The sequence below is a fragment of the Flavobacterium sp. GQ95 genome (assembly GCF_059758655.1).
The window spans coordinates 13323-30809 of the sequence record NZ_JCAXEB010000021.1 but is presented as its reverse complement, the minus strand read 5'-3'; the positions used below and the strand labels follow the sequence as shown (position 1 = coordinate 30809).

Annotated in this window: 8 protein-coding genes and 1 pseudogene; 1 reads left to right on the top strand and 8 read right to left on the bottom strand. The window is 35.1% G+C overall.

The genetic code is table 11. The features are described from left to right. Window position 1: 1 nt before the first annotated feature. From AC6CH4_RS24590 to AC6CH4_RS24560, 7 genes are all read right to left on the bottom strand, one after another. Complete coding sequence (locus tag AC6CH4_RS24590) at window positions 2-4033, bottom strand: PKD domain-containing protein (RefSeq protein WP_498107725.1); 4032 nt, start codon at window positions 4031-4033, stop codon at window positions 2-4. Between the two features lie 1922 nt (window positions 4034-5955). Further along, complete coding sequence (locus AC6CH4_RS24585; RefSeq protein WP_498107723.1) at window positions 5956-6117, bottom strand: hypothetical protein; 162 nt, start codon at window positions 6115-6117, stop codon at window positions 5956-5958. Between the two features lie 747 nt (window positions 6118-6864). Further along, window positions 6865-7863, bottom strand: a complete 999-nt coding sequence (locus AC6CH4_RS24580; protein ID WP_498107721.1) for a helix-turn-helix domain-containing protein — start codon at window positions 7861-7863, stop codon at window positions 6865-6867. A gap of 1 nt (window position 7864) precedes the next feature. Then, window positions 7865-8845, bottom strand: coding sequence for a helix-turn-helix domain-containing protein (locus tag AC6CH4_RS24575; RefSeq protein WP_498107719.1), 981 nt, complete (start codon window positions 8843-8845; stop codon window positions 7865-7867). A gap of 469 nt (window positions 8846-9314) precedes the next feature. After that, window positions 9315-11051, bottom strand: coding sequence for an OmpA family protein (locus tag AC6CH4_RS24570; RefSeq protein ID WP_498107717.1), 1737 nt, complete (start codon window positions 11049-11051; stop codon window positions 9315-9317). A 14-nt stretch (window positions 11052-11065) separates the two neighbouring features. Then, on the bottom strand, window positions 11066-11989 hold the full coding sequence (locus tag AC6CH4_RS24565; RefSeq protein ID WP_498107715.1) for a PorP/SprF family type IX secretion system membrane protein: 924 nt from the start codon (window positions 11987-11989) through the stop codon (window positions 11066-11068). Window positions 11990-12276: 287 nt separating this feature from the next. Then, window positions 12277-13503: a T9SS type B sorting domain-containing protein gene (locus AC6CH4_RS24560; protein ID WP_498107713.1), complete on the bottom strand. Its 1227-nt coding sequence runs from the start codon at window positions 13501-13503 to the stop codon at window positions 12277-12279. Window positions 13504-14964: 1461 nt separating this feature from the next. Here AC6CH4_RS24560 and AC6CH4_RS24555 point away from each other — a divergent pair. After that, window positions 14965-15237: pseudogene (locus tag AC6CH4_RS24555) on the top strand (transposase); the annotation flags it as partial. 1266 nt (window positions 15238-16503) lie between these two features. Here the strand turns inward: AC6CH4_RS24555 and AC6CH4_RS24550 are convergent. Further along, window positions 16504-17259: a phage tail-like protein gene (locus AC6CH4_RS24550; protein ID WP_498107743.1), complete on the bottom strand. Its 756-nt coding sequence runs from the start codon at window positions 17257-17259 to the stop codon at window positions 16504-16506. Window positions 17260-17487 lie beyond the last annotated feature (228 nt).

Below are 17487 nucleotides of genomic sequence, written 5' to 3'. Positions count from 1 at the left end.
ACTATTTTTTTATAATTTTTACAACAACAGCTTTATCCAGCCCTATTTTAGCAAAATAAGTCCCCGAAGGCTGGTCTTCCAGTGTTAATTTAACCTTTGAATTCTCCACAGTATAAACCCTGTTTGAAATCAAACGACCTATTATATTGTACAGGGCTATTGAAACTTCTTTTGCCGATGTTGGAAGTTCAATTTCAAAACTTCCCGATGTAGGGTTGGGATAAGCCCAGACCATATCTTGTAATGCTTCAATATCCCTGGTGTAGATCCCTTCACAGGATTTGGCAGATTTCACCTTCAGTACATCCCCTTTTTTTACCGCTACCGAAAAATTCGAATCTCGGGTCTCAAATTGTTCTATCTCATTTACCAAAACAGAGAAAGGCGCACTTCCCTGTTCCATTTCCACTTCTATCTTATCTTTGGCCAGCTGTGATTTTGCCGAAATAGTGACCGCCTTGTCAATTACAAAAGTGAAATTCTGCTCAAAAAACGCTCCACCGATTTTTACTAAAACGCTGTAGGCTCCGGGAGCCAGTCGCTCCACTTTCAGGCTGTTGGCCGTGAAATCATAAGCAACACCATTGATAACCGCTGTATAGGGATAGGAGGCTTTCGCCTTTATTTCTATTTCACCATTATTTTCATTATCACACGATTCCCCTTTGGTGGTAATGATAAAATTGTCTCCACCCAGCTTTAACACATCCGGGGTTGTAAATGAAATTGTAGACCACTCGCTCACCCCGGCGCTGCATTTGTTTCTGATATGAAAATAATAGGTTGTAGCGGCTCTCAAAGAAACAGCATTATAAGAAGTATCCTCAGTGGCCATACCCGAAGAGACCGGATTCTCCGAAGAAGTATTTAAAACATACTCATAACCCAAAGAACCTAAAACCGCATCCCACATAACCCTTACAGACGACGCTATAGGATCTAGTACCCTTACACCCGATACTATGGCACAGGGAAGCGTTACCGTAATCATACCGGCAACTGTTTTGGTATGGTTCCCAGCATCGTTTGTCACCGTAAGGGCAACACTATACAGGCCCGGTTCTGTGAAGGTAAAACTTGGGTTTTGCTCTGTTGAAGTAAATTTCTCAACACCTGAACGGCTTATTTTCCACAACCAGGAAGTTGGCGCATTACTCGAAGTATCGGTAAAAGTTACACTCTCTGCTGTTCTCACCGCTGTTGAAGAAGCCGTGAAATTTGAGACCGGAAAACCTACAGTAATCATATCGACAACTGTTTTGGTATGGTTCCCAGCATCGTTTGTCACCCTAAGGGCAACACTGTATATGCCCGGTTCTGTGAAGGTAAAACCTGGATTTTGCTCTATTGAACTAAATTTCTCAACCCCCTCCCTGCTGATTGTCCACAACCAGGAAGTTGGCGCATTACCCGAAGTATCGCTAAAAGTTACAGTACCTCCTGTTTTCACCGCTGTTGAAGAAGCCGTAAAATTTGAGACCGGAAGACCTACAGTAATCATATCGCTAACTGATTTGGTATGATTTCCGGCATCGTTTGCCACCATTAGGGCAACACTATACAGTCCCGGTTCTGTGAAGGTAAAACTAGGGTTTTGCTCTGTTGAAGTGAATTTCTCAACTCCTTCCTTGTTAATTTTCCACAACCACGAAGTTGGTGTATTACTCGAAGTATCAGTAAAAGTTACATTATCACCCGTTTTGATCACTGTAGAAGAAGCTGTAAAATTTGAGACCGGAAGACCTACAGTAATCATATCGCTAACTGTTTTGTTATGATTTCCGGCATCGTTTGTTACCGTAAGGGCAACACTGTAGAGTCCCGCTTCGGTGAAGGTAAAACTAGGGTTTTGCTTGTCTGATGTGAATTTCTCAACTCCTCCCTTGTTGATTCTCCACAACCATGAAGTTGGTGTATTGCTCGAAGTATCGGTAAAAGTTACACTATCCCCTGTGCCAATCACTGCCGAAGAAGCCGTAAAATTCGAGACCGGAAAACCTACAGTAATCATATTGGAAACTGTCTTGGTATGGTTCCCTGCCCTGTTTGCTACCGTAAGGGCAACACTGTAGAGTCCCGCTTCGGTGAATGTAAAACTTGGGTTTTGCTGCTCAGAGGTAAATTTCTCAACTCCTCCCTTACTGATTTTCCACGACCACGAGGCGGGCGTGTTAATTGAGGTATCGGTAAAAGTTACACTCTCTGTTGTGTTGATCGAGGTCACCGAAGCTGTAAAATCGGCTAGCGGTACTGCTGTTACCCCAATCATATCTTTTACTCTTTTGGTATGATTTCCGACATCGTTTCTCACCATTAGTTCAACACTATACAGTCCCGGTTCTGTGAAAGTAAAACTAGGGTTTTGCTCTTCAGAAGTAAATTTCTCAACTCCTCCCTGCTTGATTTTCCACATCCATGAAGTTGGTACATTACTCGAAGTATCAGTAAAAGCTACACTCTCTCCCATTTTCACAACTGTTGAAGAAACTGTAAAATTTGAGACCGGAAAACCTACAGTAATCATATCGTCAACGTCTTTTACCTGGTAGCCGACGCCGTTACTTACTCTTAAACCAACACTATATACTCCTGGTTCTGTGAAGGTAAAACTTGGATTTTGCTGTTCCGAAGTAAATTTCGTAACGCTTCCCTGTGTGACTATCCAGAACCATGAAGTTGGTGCATTACTAGAAGTATCGGTAAAAGTTATACTCTCTCCCGTTTTCACTGCTGTTGAAGAAGCTGTAAAGCTTGAGACCGGTAAATCTACAGAAATCATATTGCTAACTCTTTTGATATGATTTCCGGTATCGTTTGTTACCATTAATTCAACACTATACACTCCAGGTTCTGTGAATGCAAAACTAGGGTTTTGCTGTTCAGAGGTGAATTTTACATCCCCGTCCTTACTGATTTTCCACAACCAGGAAATTGGTGTATTGCTCGAAGTATCGGTAAAAGTTATATTATCTCCTGCTTTCACTGCTGTTGAAGAAGCTATAAAATCAGTTGCCGTCACCATTATATAATCTCGAGCTATTTTATTACTACCCGCTGCATTGGTCGCCGTAAGGGCAACATTGTACAAACCGGCTTCGGTAAAAGTGAACCTTGGATTTTGCTGCTCAGAGGTGAATTTTACAACTCCATTCTTACTGATTTCCCACAACCACGAGCTAGGAGTATTCTCTGAAGTATCATGAAATACAACCATCTCTCCCTTAGAAACCTGACGTAAACCATTAACATCTTCTTGCGCACCTGTCACCTCTAATTCAGCTATAGCAGCAGTATTATCATTGCCATCAAACCCGGCTAAAGCCTTAAGGCGGATATAACGGGCACCAATCGTGAGTGTCACACCTTTGTTTTTATCCGTTAGAGTCTTGTCCCAGGAACCTACTATTAGCCTTCTCCAATCTGAACCATTAGAACTTATGGAAAATTCATAATCCTTAATTAGGCCATTTCCTTGATCATCGATATTCTGTTTGGGAATGTAATTAAAACCCTGCAACCTGTATTCTTTTCCCATATCAATCTGAATTTCATGCGGATACGGATTATCAGATCCCCCACCGGAGTTCCAACTGGTCTGCCTATCGCCATCAAAAGCTTTAGTTCCTGAAGAATCATCATTAGCCTGATTATCCGCATATTTTAAAGTCCAACCTGTCATGGGAACATTTTTAGAAACAAAAAAACGGGGCACAGGAGCTGTAGCTGCCCCAGTGCCGTTCTTTTCTGTTTTTGTGTGGCTTCCAAAAGCGCTCAAACCTGTAAGACTACTATACAGCTCCGGTTCTCTCAATATAAAACCCGGATATTGATCGGCTAAAGTTAATTTTACAGCTCCCCTGCTGATCTTCCACCACCAGCAATCAGGAGTATTTTTTAAAGTATCGGTAAGGGAGATACTATCAGGCGCTTTAGCAGAAGTGGACGTAAAATCAACCGCAGTAAAACTTACCCTATTGCTGGCAGACAAATAACAGCTGCTATACAACAAAAGCAAAAGTATATTTTTTTTCATATTTAAAAATTTAATTCAGTTTAATACAGCCTAACACTTCGTAAACAACCTGCGATTTGAATTATCAATTCGCTTAGTTATTTCCTTCATATCATAAATTTGGAATCCAAAAATTTATATAAAAAATTGAGTTAGAAAGATTAAATTCTCTATCAAAACTTAAATTTAGATTTGGTTCCAAAGATAAGAGGTCAGCAAATTACATGTAAGAAAATCTACACGTGAATATACACGTGTAGGTGGAATTCTATTTATTATGTTTGTTTTCAAAACTTTAAGATCATCTTCTTGGTATCATATGAGTACAAAAGTTTTATAAAGAAGCCCGTGTTTTAAAAATTCCTGAATTCCTCAGTTCCTCCATCTCTATAAAGATTACACCGTATCGGTTTAAACTGTATTGAATTTTGGAAGAGTTGAATTATATAATACCTTGTTTAAAACTCCATTAATAGCCTTTTTACATTCTGCTTTTCCCTATTTTACACTACAGCTTGCGCTTGGTCGCAAAAAAACTGTTCTTTTGCTTTTCTGCCATCCCTTATTTAGAGGACCAAATATTTTTTCAATTTCTTTCTGGTAGGTTCTGATTTTCTAATTGCCCGTAAATGGAGGTCATTTTTTTCTGTCTCTTTGGAATAAATATCATTGTGATTATATATATTAAAATGAGCACTATAGCACTGATAAATAAAACATTACTCCCTTTAAAATCTTTTATATTGCCCCTATTAATTTTTACAATCTCATTACACTTCTCTTTTGAATAATTTTCCGAAGGGTCAAAATTAAATGAAATATACACCACATTGCGCTCAGAATTTTTAGCAAAGCCTGCTCACTCCCAAAGAAAAGCTAACGGATTATTCTATTTCAATATTCCTGATATAAATACTAAAATATTATTCAATATGTTGGTATATATGTGTACTGTTTTTCTACATTCAATTATTCTATTGTTTCTATTTGTAAATAATAAAAAACGTTATAAAGATGAAGAATAATTTACAAAATGCACTATTAAGATATTACCAATTATGTCCGGTTCTTACGATCAAGCTGTAATAATAACAATGAAGAAGATCAAGAAGTCAAAATATTACAATAAACAAATATTAGTTCCCAAGCAAATGAATTAACAACAATGCCTTTGGAAAAATCAAGCGATTTTTCAAGAGAGCAAACAATAAGCAGTTAATTAAAAACAATTCAGGAAGTAATGAAATTGGTTTAAAAATCGATCTACAATCATTGGGCAAATTGATAACCAATACAAATCCCAAATTAAATATAGCCAAATTTGAAGAAGTAGAAACAAGTTTTACAGATCAAAATAAATGGAACCTTGCAAACAGTTTTATTTCAGCGTATTGCTGGCAAGAATAACAATGTGACTAATAGCCCCCATAACAGAGGAACGTTTCTAGTAGTACTTATTCCACTATACAGATGGTAAAATAATTAGTTACACCTAATCAACAAAGGAACTCTTACTGAAATATATGATTGTCCAGTGTCTGGCCGCCTGCTACAGACCTTCCAAAAGATGAAGTTCTTATACCGGGTTATTCAAACCTATTCACTTACCTTCAAATCAAACCAACAGCACAATGATTAATTATCAATTTGAAAGAAACTCAAACCAATGGTTCAACATCAGGACCAACGCACCATGATTGCTATACAATTAAAGCAATTAATAATGAAATTTATGCTTAAAAAATTACTTCTCCTTGTCTTAAAAAAATTTTGAATGATTGAAACAAACCTATGTCAGTCCAGGAAATATAATAATTAGATTTTCAGGAAATAACCTGTCTTCTGTCAATAACTGGCATAACCAAGTCAACTCGCTATTACTTACACATTGGAATATTCATAAAAACATAACAATCCTCAAGAAAGATTGTTGTGTTTTACTTTTATAATTTTTTAAAAACCAAGTGATCCGTTTCTCCATGATCATCACTTAAATCAATAAGCTCTATTTTTGAAGCGGTATAGGAAACAATATCCCCGTCCTCATTTAATTCTGAAAGACCAGAAGGCATTGAAACCAATACTAAAATCAATATCTTTATCATCTATACCATCTCTTGTTATTGACCACATTACAGTACGAATATCCGTGCCCTTAGTAGCTTTCAAAATATTACCTGACTCAAAAGCAAAAGCATAATCAACAAACTGATCTGTTCTATCTATTCTGTACAAAAAATAAGTAAATCTCCATTCAACAGAAATCATTATACCTTAATTAGATACTCAGTAACAGACACATCGTCATGGCTATCATCGTCCGAGCAACAAAAAAAGAAGCAAATAATATCGAAAGCATAAAACAAAAAGATTTTTTTTATGTAAGAACATTTAATTAATTTATATTAAAATTCAATTGAACGAAAATAAACTTTCATAAAAACCTGAATAATGATCTAAAAAACCTAATTCTGTTCTTCAATGCCATATCAGGGTATTTACAACAATTAAATTCAAAACTAGGAGATACAAATATCAAATTGTCGCAGACAACAAAAACAATAGTGCTCTTTTTTCAAAATAAAAAGACATCTTCCACAATGGATTATATCCAAACTGTATTTCTCCTGACCAAGAAAAAAAAGAAGCAATGATTGAAGTAAAAAAAACAAACAAAATATATTACTTCTCAAACGCCCCATAAGAACATCTATCATAGACTAAAAACATTACTATATAATTATACAAGGTGTGATTACTGATTAGCATGATTTTCAACATTATCGGGCAAAGCAAATAAAGCACAACTCTTTTACTCAAATATAATTCACTCTTTAATTAAACTCAATATGCTATTTTATGCATTTCTTCTTTTTTACTAAATCCTCTTTAGGCTTCCTTTTAAATAAATCTAAATATTTTAAGCTAAAATAATCCAATTTAGTATAATTCAATTCGTAGACTACTTCTGTCAAAGTGTAAAAATCACCGCTTTGCAAAAGCTCATGGGCAAGCTTCATTTTTTCTTGTATAAATACGTTTTTAGGAGTATCTGAAAAATATTTTTTAAATAACATTTTAAATTTCGAACCAGACATTCCCGCCATTTTGGACAAAAAGGGAATTGAAGGGAACTCATCCCGCAAATTATCAAGAAGGTATTTTTGAGTAACAACAATCGCTTCTCTTTCCGGGTTGTTTTCTTCTCCAACACTACAATCAACCGGATCTGCATCACGATTTAAAAAATTACTCAATAATTTTAATGAAATACCTTTTATAAAAGGGTCATAAAAATCATCAAGTACAGATTTGTCTTTTAAGGATAAAATTTCTACGATACTATTACTGTCAATGTAGTTATAGTAAAATAATTCATTTTTTGCAACTGTAATTTTTCGCTTAGCATATTCTGATTTAGGATGGTGTTCGATAAAATCATTCATTATTTTTTTATCGACAAATATACGCAAAGCAAAAGTTCGCTCTCCCGTAGCAGGCTTAAAGAAACTCTCATCCTGATTGTTTAATACCGCTAAACCTAAATTAATAGTATAACCAACATCATAATCGATACCAGCCATTCTTATGGTATTCACTTGATCACTTAAGTCAAAATGAAAAATATATCGTTCAGTAGTATCTTCAATCCGCTTTATTTCAAATGATGCTTTTAAAACAAAATCCATCAGGAACACAGCTATCCCCGGAATAACTTGAATAAAAAAAGTATGACCTGAACCAAATGATTCAGGTAAAATAATTATTTTGTTTTTTACAAATTCGCCGCCTATAGATTTAGCTATACTTTCTTGCCATTCTGGGGTTACACAATAAAATTGATTATTCATATTACATTTTTTTTATAAAATCCCTAGGCGTTAGCCCAAAATAATCTTTAAACTTCGACGTAAAATAGGAATAATTAGAGAAATGGAGTCGATCGGAAACTTCAGCTATTGATAACTGCTTTTCTTCAATAAGCTCTTTAGCTCTTATAAGCTTATTGGTCATAAAAAATGCATTTGGAGTTGTACCTGTAATTTTTTTAAATAAGTTTTTAAATTTCGTATCAGACATATTAGCCATACTTGCTAAAGAACTTATAGCAGGAAACCCTGCATCTGAATAGTCCGCTAAAAAATGTTGAGTTTCAATAATACATGCTAAATCCAGGTCATCTACCTTTTCTATAACTATAGTATCGTTAAGCATTTGATTAATAAAATCAGAAACAAGCAAATATGATGTCCCTTTAAGTTGCAAATCAAATATATCATCACCTATTGTTAATTTTCGTAAATCTTTAAGAAAATGATAACTTTCATTAGACATTCTGTCAAACTTAATAAAAGTGTTTTTTGTAGAATCCATTATTTTATCCATATGCTCAAAAAAACCATCATTTTTCGTGGCAAATAAACTCACAGTACTCTTTCTTATAAAAATGCAAAGAATAAAAGATCTACTACCTTCCTTCACATAATAATCCATTGACAAACTACTATCAATAACAAACATATTATAACCAAAACGACCAATATTATACATGGAATCATAGTCCTTCTTAATAGCCTCGCCATCAGTTAAATCATAAGTAAGGCATATAAAATCAGTCTTAGTGTTTTTTTGAATAAAATGCAAATCTGCATGGTAGCTTACATCAATATACAAAGCGGAAGCATCTTCTCCACAATCAATGAAATAATAAGTTCCTGTGCTAATACTCTCTGGTAGTTTTATAAAATTACCCTCAACAGTTCCTTCACATTGATTTACAAAAGGCTCAATCCAATCAGAATCTATGCTATAGGAAAGTGTGATTGTCTTCATAAATGTAACTTTTAGATATTTAAAGATACACAAATATTTCACAAATAAACAAATTATTATAATAATATTCTTAACAAAAAAAAATAATAACTAAATATTATCTCATAAAAATAAAACGGAATGATCAACAACCATCTATTGCGCATTTTTAAAATAATACTAATCTTTGATCTGCTAACAAAGTAGGTTAAAGAAAATTAAGCTTAACTAAAAGCAAAACTGCTAATTCAGATTTTCATCCTTTTTTTAAAGTTTAAAAAAAACAAATCAAAAATACTTTCTATCGTTTAGCTCTAATAGTCAAGCCATGTTTTAGCACTCTTTTACTTTATACTTTTTCTCGATCTTACTTTTTTTAGTCATCAATTATCCCTACAACACTCTCCTAATAGAAAAACTAAACAGGTGTGCGTGTTGAAAAAGACAAAATATCTTTCAACACGCACATCTTTCATTGATTCTATATGATTTATTTTTCTGTAACAATAAACTCGACACGCCTGTTTATTTGATGTTCAGCCTTAGAACATTTTACCGCATCTGAGCAGTGGTTAATCAATAAGGTTTCTCCATAACCTTTTGCGCTAATCCTATTTCTATCCACACCATTCTCTATTAAATAATCCATTGCGGCTTTAGCCCTTTTATCCGATAATTTCAAATTGTAAGCAGCAGGACCAGTACTGTCTGTGTGTCCTGAAATTTGAATTTTCATTTGAGGGTAAATTTTCAATAACTCTATTATTTTTTGAAATTCAATCTCCATATCATTCGTAATTTTGTATTGTTCCAGGCCAACTAAAAAATTTTTTAAATTTAAATGTTTACCCAAATCATAGCCCACTTCAACAACAAAATTTTTCAAACCATTTTCAGCAACAATTAAATCATCTTTAGAAACAATCATATTAACCTTTTCGGTTTTGACTGATTTAATCTCTGTAAATCGATAAATATCATCTTTCCCCTTTCCCTCCTCACGATTAGATGTAAAAAAACCAAATTGAGAATCATCAATTTTAACAAAATTAAAATCATCAAAAGAACTATTTATTGGCTTCCCGAGATTCTGGACTTGAGAAAAAACTAAACCCGTTCTGACATCAGTTACAAACAGATCCAAACCTCCTAAACCAAAATGCCCATTAGATGCAAAATACAATCTTCCCTCATTACTCATATACGGAAAAGTTTCTTTTCCCGAAGTATTAACAATAGCACCTAAATTTACAGGAGTTCCATAACCAGCCTTACTATCATCAATAATTACTTCATAAATATCACTGTCCCCAAACCCTCCTGGCATATCAGAAACAAAATATAATGTTTTTTCGTCAAGACTTAAAGCGGGATGAGTACAACTATACAAATTATTGTTAAATGGTAAAGCCGTTACGTCTTTCCATTGACCATCAATAAGAGTCGCTTTATAAATTTTCAATACAATAGCCGAAACAGCACTGGCCTTTCGTTTCTGAACATCACTTCTGGCAAAATACATAGTTTTCCCATCTCTGGTAAAAACAGGACTTGATTCATGATAATCACCCTGAACTTCTTTAGCAAATGCCTGAACCCCACTTAAAGAACCATCTTTAGACAGAGTAGCTGAATAAAGTGACGTATAATAGTCCGAAGTCCAATAATCTTTCTTCACACTACCTTTTTCCGGCTTACGCGAAGAAGCAAAAACAATCTTATCATTATAGGTAGCAACACCATAATCAGAAAACGGACTGTTTATCCCTGCATCTTCTATAAGATAACGATCTGAACAGTCCTCTATTTCAGAAAGATAATTACAATTAGTTTGATACTTCTTTGCGAGCAGATCATTACCATTAAGCTGAAAAAATTGCTCGAGAAAAAGAACAGATTTTTCAATCTCCCCAACCGATTTCAATGTTTGAGAATAACGATAACAATAAACAGCATCTTTAGCTCCATCAAGCTTAAACAATTCACCATACCACTTATTTGCCTTAATATAATCTGAATTAAAAAAATAAGCATCTCCTAATTTACCAAAAAGATCTATAGATCTATAACCTTTTTGAGCTACTCCTTCATAAACCTTAATAAATTCAGAATAAGCATACTCGTTGTACAACTTGTCTCCTTTAGAAAATTTTAGATCTTTTTTATCTTGCGAAAAAGAAGTAGTAAGACACAATAATGTTACTATTGTTGATAAAGCTAATTTCATATATTAAGTTTTTTTTAAAAAAATCGTGCGTTAACAATTGGCTTTACACCATCAAATACGTCGAAACGAAGGAATAATTCATGAGAACCTGAATTAAAATTTCCCAGTTTAGTGGTATCAAAATCATAAGCATAACCCACCATCATACCGGGTGTAACTTGAAAACCAGCCATTCCGCTCACCGCAGCATCCCAACGGTATGCAAACCCAAGATTGAACTTCTCCATAAACAAGAAGTTAGCAGACAAATCTATCTGCAACGGTGCCCCCATTACTACTTTAGCAAGGAATGCTGGTTTAAACTGCACCTCGCTAGACAAATCAAACACATACCCACCCATAAAATAACCATGGAATTTTTCCTCAAAATCAGATGCACTGTACTCTTTAGAATGGCTAGTTTTCAGCATATAAGGCACTGACAAACCTACATACCATTTCTCTTCTTGTAAATAAACTCCCGCACCAACATTAGGCGAAAATTGATCCACATTATTCATATATTTAGGATCATTCTCATATTCATTATCCAGCTTACTATAATTCACATTCATAAGATTAGCAGAAGCTTTTACTCCAAAATACAATCTTGCATATGGACTTACAAAAATATTATATGAATAATCAGCTGAAAAGTTAGTTTCATTCACAGGCCCAATACGGTCATTTACCAATGAAATACCTAAACCTGTTCTGTCCGCAACAGGTGCATTGATTGATAAAGTAGCTGTTTGCGGAGCTCCATCCAGACCTACCCATTGCGTCCTATAGAACCCCGCAATACTTAACACATCCCTCGAACCTGCATATGCCGGATTTATAGTATTGGTACTATACATATATTGTGTAAATTGTGAATCTTGTTGCGCTTCTGCCGTAAAAATACCCCCCGTTACAAACAGAACTAATACTTTTATTTTTAATTCAATCTTTTTCATAATGCTTTTTTTTGATGATGTAATATCCAAAGTTGTATTAACCTTAATTGCTTTATACGATGAGCACTCACATCTTTTCTATTGTTTTACTTTTTAGATTCGTATTGATTCCCTAAAAAAATTAAAGCATCCACACTCTAATATACAAGAGTACACACTTACTGAATTTTTGCTAACCTCTAGAAGTTAGCAAAATATCACAATAACCCCTTTTTTTAACCACACTAAAATCGAAGCTAAAGAATCAAAAACAATACATGCTTTAAAATAATTATTTTATACCTGAACTATTGACTGATATATAAATAGCCTGCTTTTTTAACCCTTGTATTATTATCATTTACTAAATTGACGATGTAGAAATAAGTACCGTCCGGAAGTTTTTCTCCACGATTCACTGTAGCACGGCCCTCAGAAATCCCCCTAAAAACATTACCCGAAGTATTGTACCCCGAAGTTTCATATACTTTAACTCCCCAACGATTATAAATCTCCACGTTACTATTGGCACATTCCTGAATGCCTGCTATATTAAAGTAATCATTTATTCCATCCTCATTAGGCGAAACAGCATTATGGATCATTATGCTTTTTCCCCCACAAGTAAGCAAGTCCGGTGTTTTCACCCTAGCCAATGTAAAGACACCATAAGCTTTCAATGGATCCACAACCATACTAACCTGTTTTGTATCAGGATTAGCTGCGCCGCCTTCGTCAACCCATCGGTTTTGAACATCATCCCAACGCACAATATGAATATCATCAAAAGGCGCTCTATAAATAGCACTTGGCGTAACATCTTCATTCCAAGTCAATGTCAAAAAGACCTCACTATTACCGGAAGTTTTGTCAATCTTCCAATACTCTGCGTCATCTATATCGAGAATTTCACTATCTTTATTACTGTGTGGGTACTGTGTATTCGAGTTTTCTAAAAAATATTTCCCCGTAAAACCATCTTTTTCATTTGAGGGAGCCGAAATTCCCATAGGCCCATACATTCCGCCAGAACCTGTAGGATACACAAAAGCCTCATTCCCAATTTTACGCACATCACCCTGTATATAACTGTCGCTGCTTGCATTCTGATGACTCGAACCGTTTTCAAACACCATCAAACCACCGTAAGTATCACCATCTATTATGCCTTTATTAAAAGTAGCAACACCGTAAATTTGCACATAATTATCTAAATGAAAAGCAGATCCTGAACCACTGTTATTATTAAAGACGACATGATTCCATTCCATCGGCACATCACCAGCTATCTTTTGAGAACCTGCGGCTCCATTCAGATGTGTTGTACCTGTTAGACCACCTGGAGTAAAAGCAACCAAACCATCGTTATTATAGTTCCCGTAAACATATAACTCACCATCATTAACCAACACTGCTGTTTGAGCATTACTCAGTTCCTCCACGGTGCTAACTACTGTACCAGGCACTATATACAACTCCCCTGTATTTACAGTTTGTGCCATACCCATAACTGACAACAGTAAAAAACTACTCAAAAGCAACCCGTTTTTTGTTATTAATTTTTTCATAAAATTCTATAATTGTTTTTCCATTTACTCGTACTATTTTAGCACAACATCAACAAATCATTTACTTACTTTAAAATAATGTGCAAAGATATTTTTGACCCCACTTACAAACCACCTCAAAAAGACGCAAAATCATCACAATAAGACATATTTTACAAAAGGCAGTCATCTTGACATATTCAACAGTACAAACATACCTCCAAAACAGCATTCCCTCTCCCCCTGCAAGACAGGACACTATCATAATAGGACATTTTAAAGCACATCATATATCTGCTAGTTAACTAAATTATACACAGATTTCAACTTAAGACATTATCAATACATACATTAACAATCAGAGTTAGATTATTGTTTTAATCACTAGAAGTATTTTTATTCACAGATTCTCTAATACTACATTTTAGATCTCATAAAAATTTAAATACAAAGAATAATTCGTAAACTATTTCACAAAACCTTAAGAATATCTAACTCTAGCACAAACCAACGGTTTAATAGCCAAACTCAGATTAAGAGACTATTTTATATACAAAAACAAAACAGTAGCTTTTTTTGCCACTGTTTTTTCTACACACAATACTATCCTGGCGATATTGCATTAGGACGTAGTGAAATTGAGAAATTACCTGTCACACATAAGCTCTTACAATTTTAAAAATACAATCATTGTTCTTTCAACAGACATTTTTAAATTTCCTTAAAAACACCTGATCCTGACAATTGTATCAGCTCTTCCAACACAATTCATAATTTACTTATCACTTGTCGCCACCTGTAGCAAGCTAATCATTAGCCTCTGCCACATTGAAAGAATCTTTTCATAATGATATTAAGGAGATATTTCATTTGTACTTAGGAGAAATCAATTCGATTCCAAAAGAATACAGAGACTCTAAATTGAGCCCGAAAGGACTCTTTAAGCAGATAACTGTTCAGGATTTTCCAATTTGTAGACACCAGACACATCTTTATATTGCCCTTAGAACATAGCTTACAATCAAGATACTGGAAAAGTTGTCCAGGGATTGGAATTTAGTAGCAGACAGAACCCGTCCAGCCCAGGAGTTTGTATCTTTTTTAAAAGAAATCAATAGATTCCAAGCCAAATAATTGTAATGCCATTGCCTCGGTTTATGACGTTTCCGCTAGAAATTTACAATCTCAACACAAGGATTTTCTAAGTAATTTCAAAGCTTGAAATCAAAAACCACAGCTAAAAAACAACCTCCCCCCCCCTAAGAACATTAGAAAAAGTTCCTCTATAGACAAAACCTCTCTCTGTAATGGAGAACTCTATACTATTGCGACTAATAAATCCACTAAAGACACAAAAGAAACTATAGCAGCCATGGTTGCCAGAAATAAAGCCCAACACAGTAATTTCAGTTCTTTTAAAAAAAAAAAAAAAAAAAAACTCTCAAAGAAAGGAACCTGGTCAGAGAACTTACTTTGAACATGGCTGACAATATGGAATTAATTACCCACAAATGTTTCCCTGATACAACTCGAGTTACTGACCGTTTTCATATTCATAAGCCGACCACTGAAGCCCTGCTGGAGATTAGAATCAAATACCTCTGGAAAGACACAGATCAGGAAGATGAAGCTACGGGAGGAATTAAAAAATCAAATGTAAATTTCGAATCCAAAATACTCCCTAATAGTGATACACTTAAACAATTACTTACCAGGAGCTGATATTTCTTATACAAAAGCAAAATCTAAATGGATTTCAAACCAAATAGAACGTGCTGCATTATTATTTGAATTATGACCTATATTCAAAAAAGATATAATCCCACCCAAGAGCTTCGAGGTATCTTCGAGAACACAAAAGATAAAATCGTTGGTTTTATCAAACTAGCTAAATAATTCAAAAAAAGTAAATTAATCCGGTTTTAAGTCTTTAAATACAATTTCCCGAACAATTATGAATCATTATCAAACCATATTGAATTATTTCGAAAACAGAAGTACAAACTTTCAATGCAAAAACAAAAGCTTTTAGATCTCAATTCAGAGGCGTCAGGAATGTAGAGTTTTTCCCTTTTCGGCTAATTAATATTTATGCTTAAATCTTTAATGATCCACAGGTTTTCGTATTGATCCACAATACCACTTCATAACCCGGATGCACCACAGACCAGACAAAAGAAACCATAAAGCTAAAAACTTCCAGTCAATGTTAATTCCGGCATATTAGGGAACTATACCCGAACTACGCAAAGCAACAGAATAGTTCCTGACATCAAAGCCCCTCCTGACACTAAAAACACTACCCATTTTATAAGAATTGATCGCATTATCACAAAACCAACACAATTACTTGTGATTACTGAACCATTATAAGTTTCAATACAATTTGATAAATTATTAATCCCGAAACAGGTGAAACAATTAGACCAAATTATATAGTCGTTAGTCTTGATATAATAAAAATAAAAAAAACAGTAGCCGCGACAACCTCCAACATAACCAATACTGCGGCGTTACTGTCAAAACCCTACTTGAGCACAACAGACACCACTTACCAGCGAAAAAAGCAAGACTGTCACATTATTAAATCCTATCTTATTATTTTAGTTCTTTTTAAATTTCATACCCACTCTGATCAATTGGCCGCTATAGTCCTGCAAAAGTAGTATAAGTCTAATTTTCACATGCACATAACAAGACATAAACCTGTCATAATAAAATCACACTTAAAACTTAGCCGCTATTAATACGAGAACCTGAAAAGATAATTTTTAGTTAGCAGCAAAATTAGCAACACTAGCCCACTACCAACACAAACTTCCGCAACATAGACTTGTATATAAAACCTACCTTGACAACACTACTAGGGTTGTTTGCTATTTTCACAAGACCACCACAACAACCCTGCAAAAATGCTAAATGATAAATTTTAAGCAAGCACTATATAATTCCTAATCCAAAACTTCCCACAACTATCCACACAACAACTTACCAAGAAACATTATACTGTACATCTCGCTGACAAACCGACCCAGAATCGTATCTCACACTCACAGGCGCTGGGCGCTGGGCGTAGTTCGCAACGAAGAAATAATTATTATTTGTCCCGCGGTGCCCCGCACCTGCCCCACACCCCGAACAACCGGTGATAACACCTCCAGGCGGTGGCCTGACCTCCACTATATACCCGCTGGGCCACTCTGGCTTATTATTCCCTGCATCCGCATATAAAGAGGCAGCAGCAACGGTCCCTGCGACTACCTTGACAACTACAGCATTCGAAACCTGCGTTCTTCCAGACGATGGCTCACTCACAACCACATGATAGGTATATGTCCCCGCGGTAGGCATGTTGGTTATTCTTAAAGAATTTGTGGTAGCACCGCTATAATATGTGCTATTTCGTATAAAAAGAGTACCATTACGGTACCAATCATAAGTTAGCGAGGTCCCAGTCGCCACGACGGATATTGTTTGTGTGTATCCAACAACATTACACACATCAGCCGGCGATGTAGGCTGTCTTGTTATCAATGGAGCTAGCGTCCTACACATGCTTACCCAGCTGCCGCCATCATAAAACTCATCACAACTGATCGTGGTGTTATATACAATTAACCCCACAGCAGGCGACACAATTGAATTACGCTGTGCTGTACTCATACGCGGAATCAATAAACCCTTATTGGTAGAAGCAACATCCAGTATTGCCGACACATGAGGTGTTGTTACCCCAATTCCCATTTGACCGTAACATACACCAGCTACAAGCATAAACAACAAAACAATGTTTTTTTTAAATTTTATCATTCTATTAGTTCTTTTTAAATTTGATATACATTTCTATCAATTGGTTGTTATAATACTGCAAAAGTATTACAAGTCAAATTTTCATAAACATCTAACAGGACATAAAACTATCGTAATAAAATCGCACACAAACTTAGTTAGCATCAACACGAGAACTTGAAA

Bases quoted from the DNA above. Each gene is read 5' to 3' on its own strand.
- AC6CH4_RS24590 (WP_498107725.1), bottom strand. From the start codon at position 4,033: ATGAAAAAAAATATACTTTTGCTTTTGTTGTATAGCAGCTGTTATTTG.
- AC6CH4_RS24585 (WP_498107723.1), bottom strand. From the start codon at position 6,117: ATGATAAAGATATTGATTTTAGTATTGGTTTCAATGCCTTCTGGTCTT.
- AC6CH4_RS24580 (WP_498107721.1), bottom strand. From the start codon at position 7,863: ATGAATAATCAATTTTATTGTGTAACCCCAGAATGGCAAGAAAGTATA.
- AC6CH4_RS24575 (WP_498107719.1), bottom strand. From the start codon at position 8,845: ATGAAGACAATCACACTTTCCTATAGCATAGATTCTGATTGGATTGAG.
- AC6CH4_RS24570 (WP_498107717.1), bottom strand. From the start codon at position 11,051: ATGAAATTAGCTTTATCAACAATAGTAACATTATTGTGTCTTACTACT.
- AC6CH4_RS24565 (WP_498107715.1), bottom strand. From the start codon at position 11,989: ATGAAAAAGATTGAATTAAAAATAAAAGTATTAGTTCTGTTTGTAACG.
- AC6CH4_RS24550 (WP_498107743.1), bottom strand. From the start codon at position 17,259: ATGGGAATTGGGGTAACAACACCTCATGTGTCGGCAATACTGGATGTT.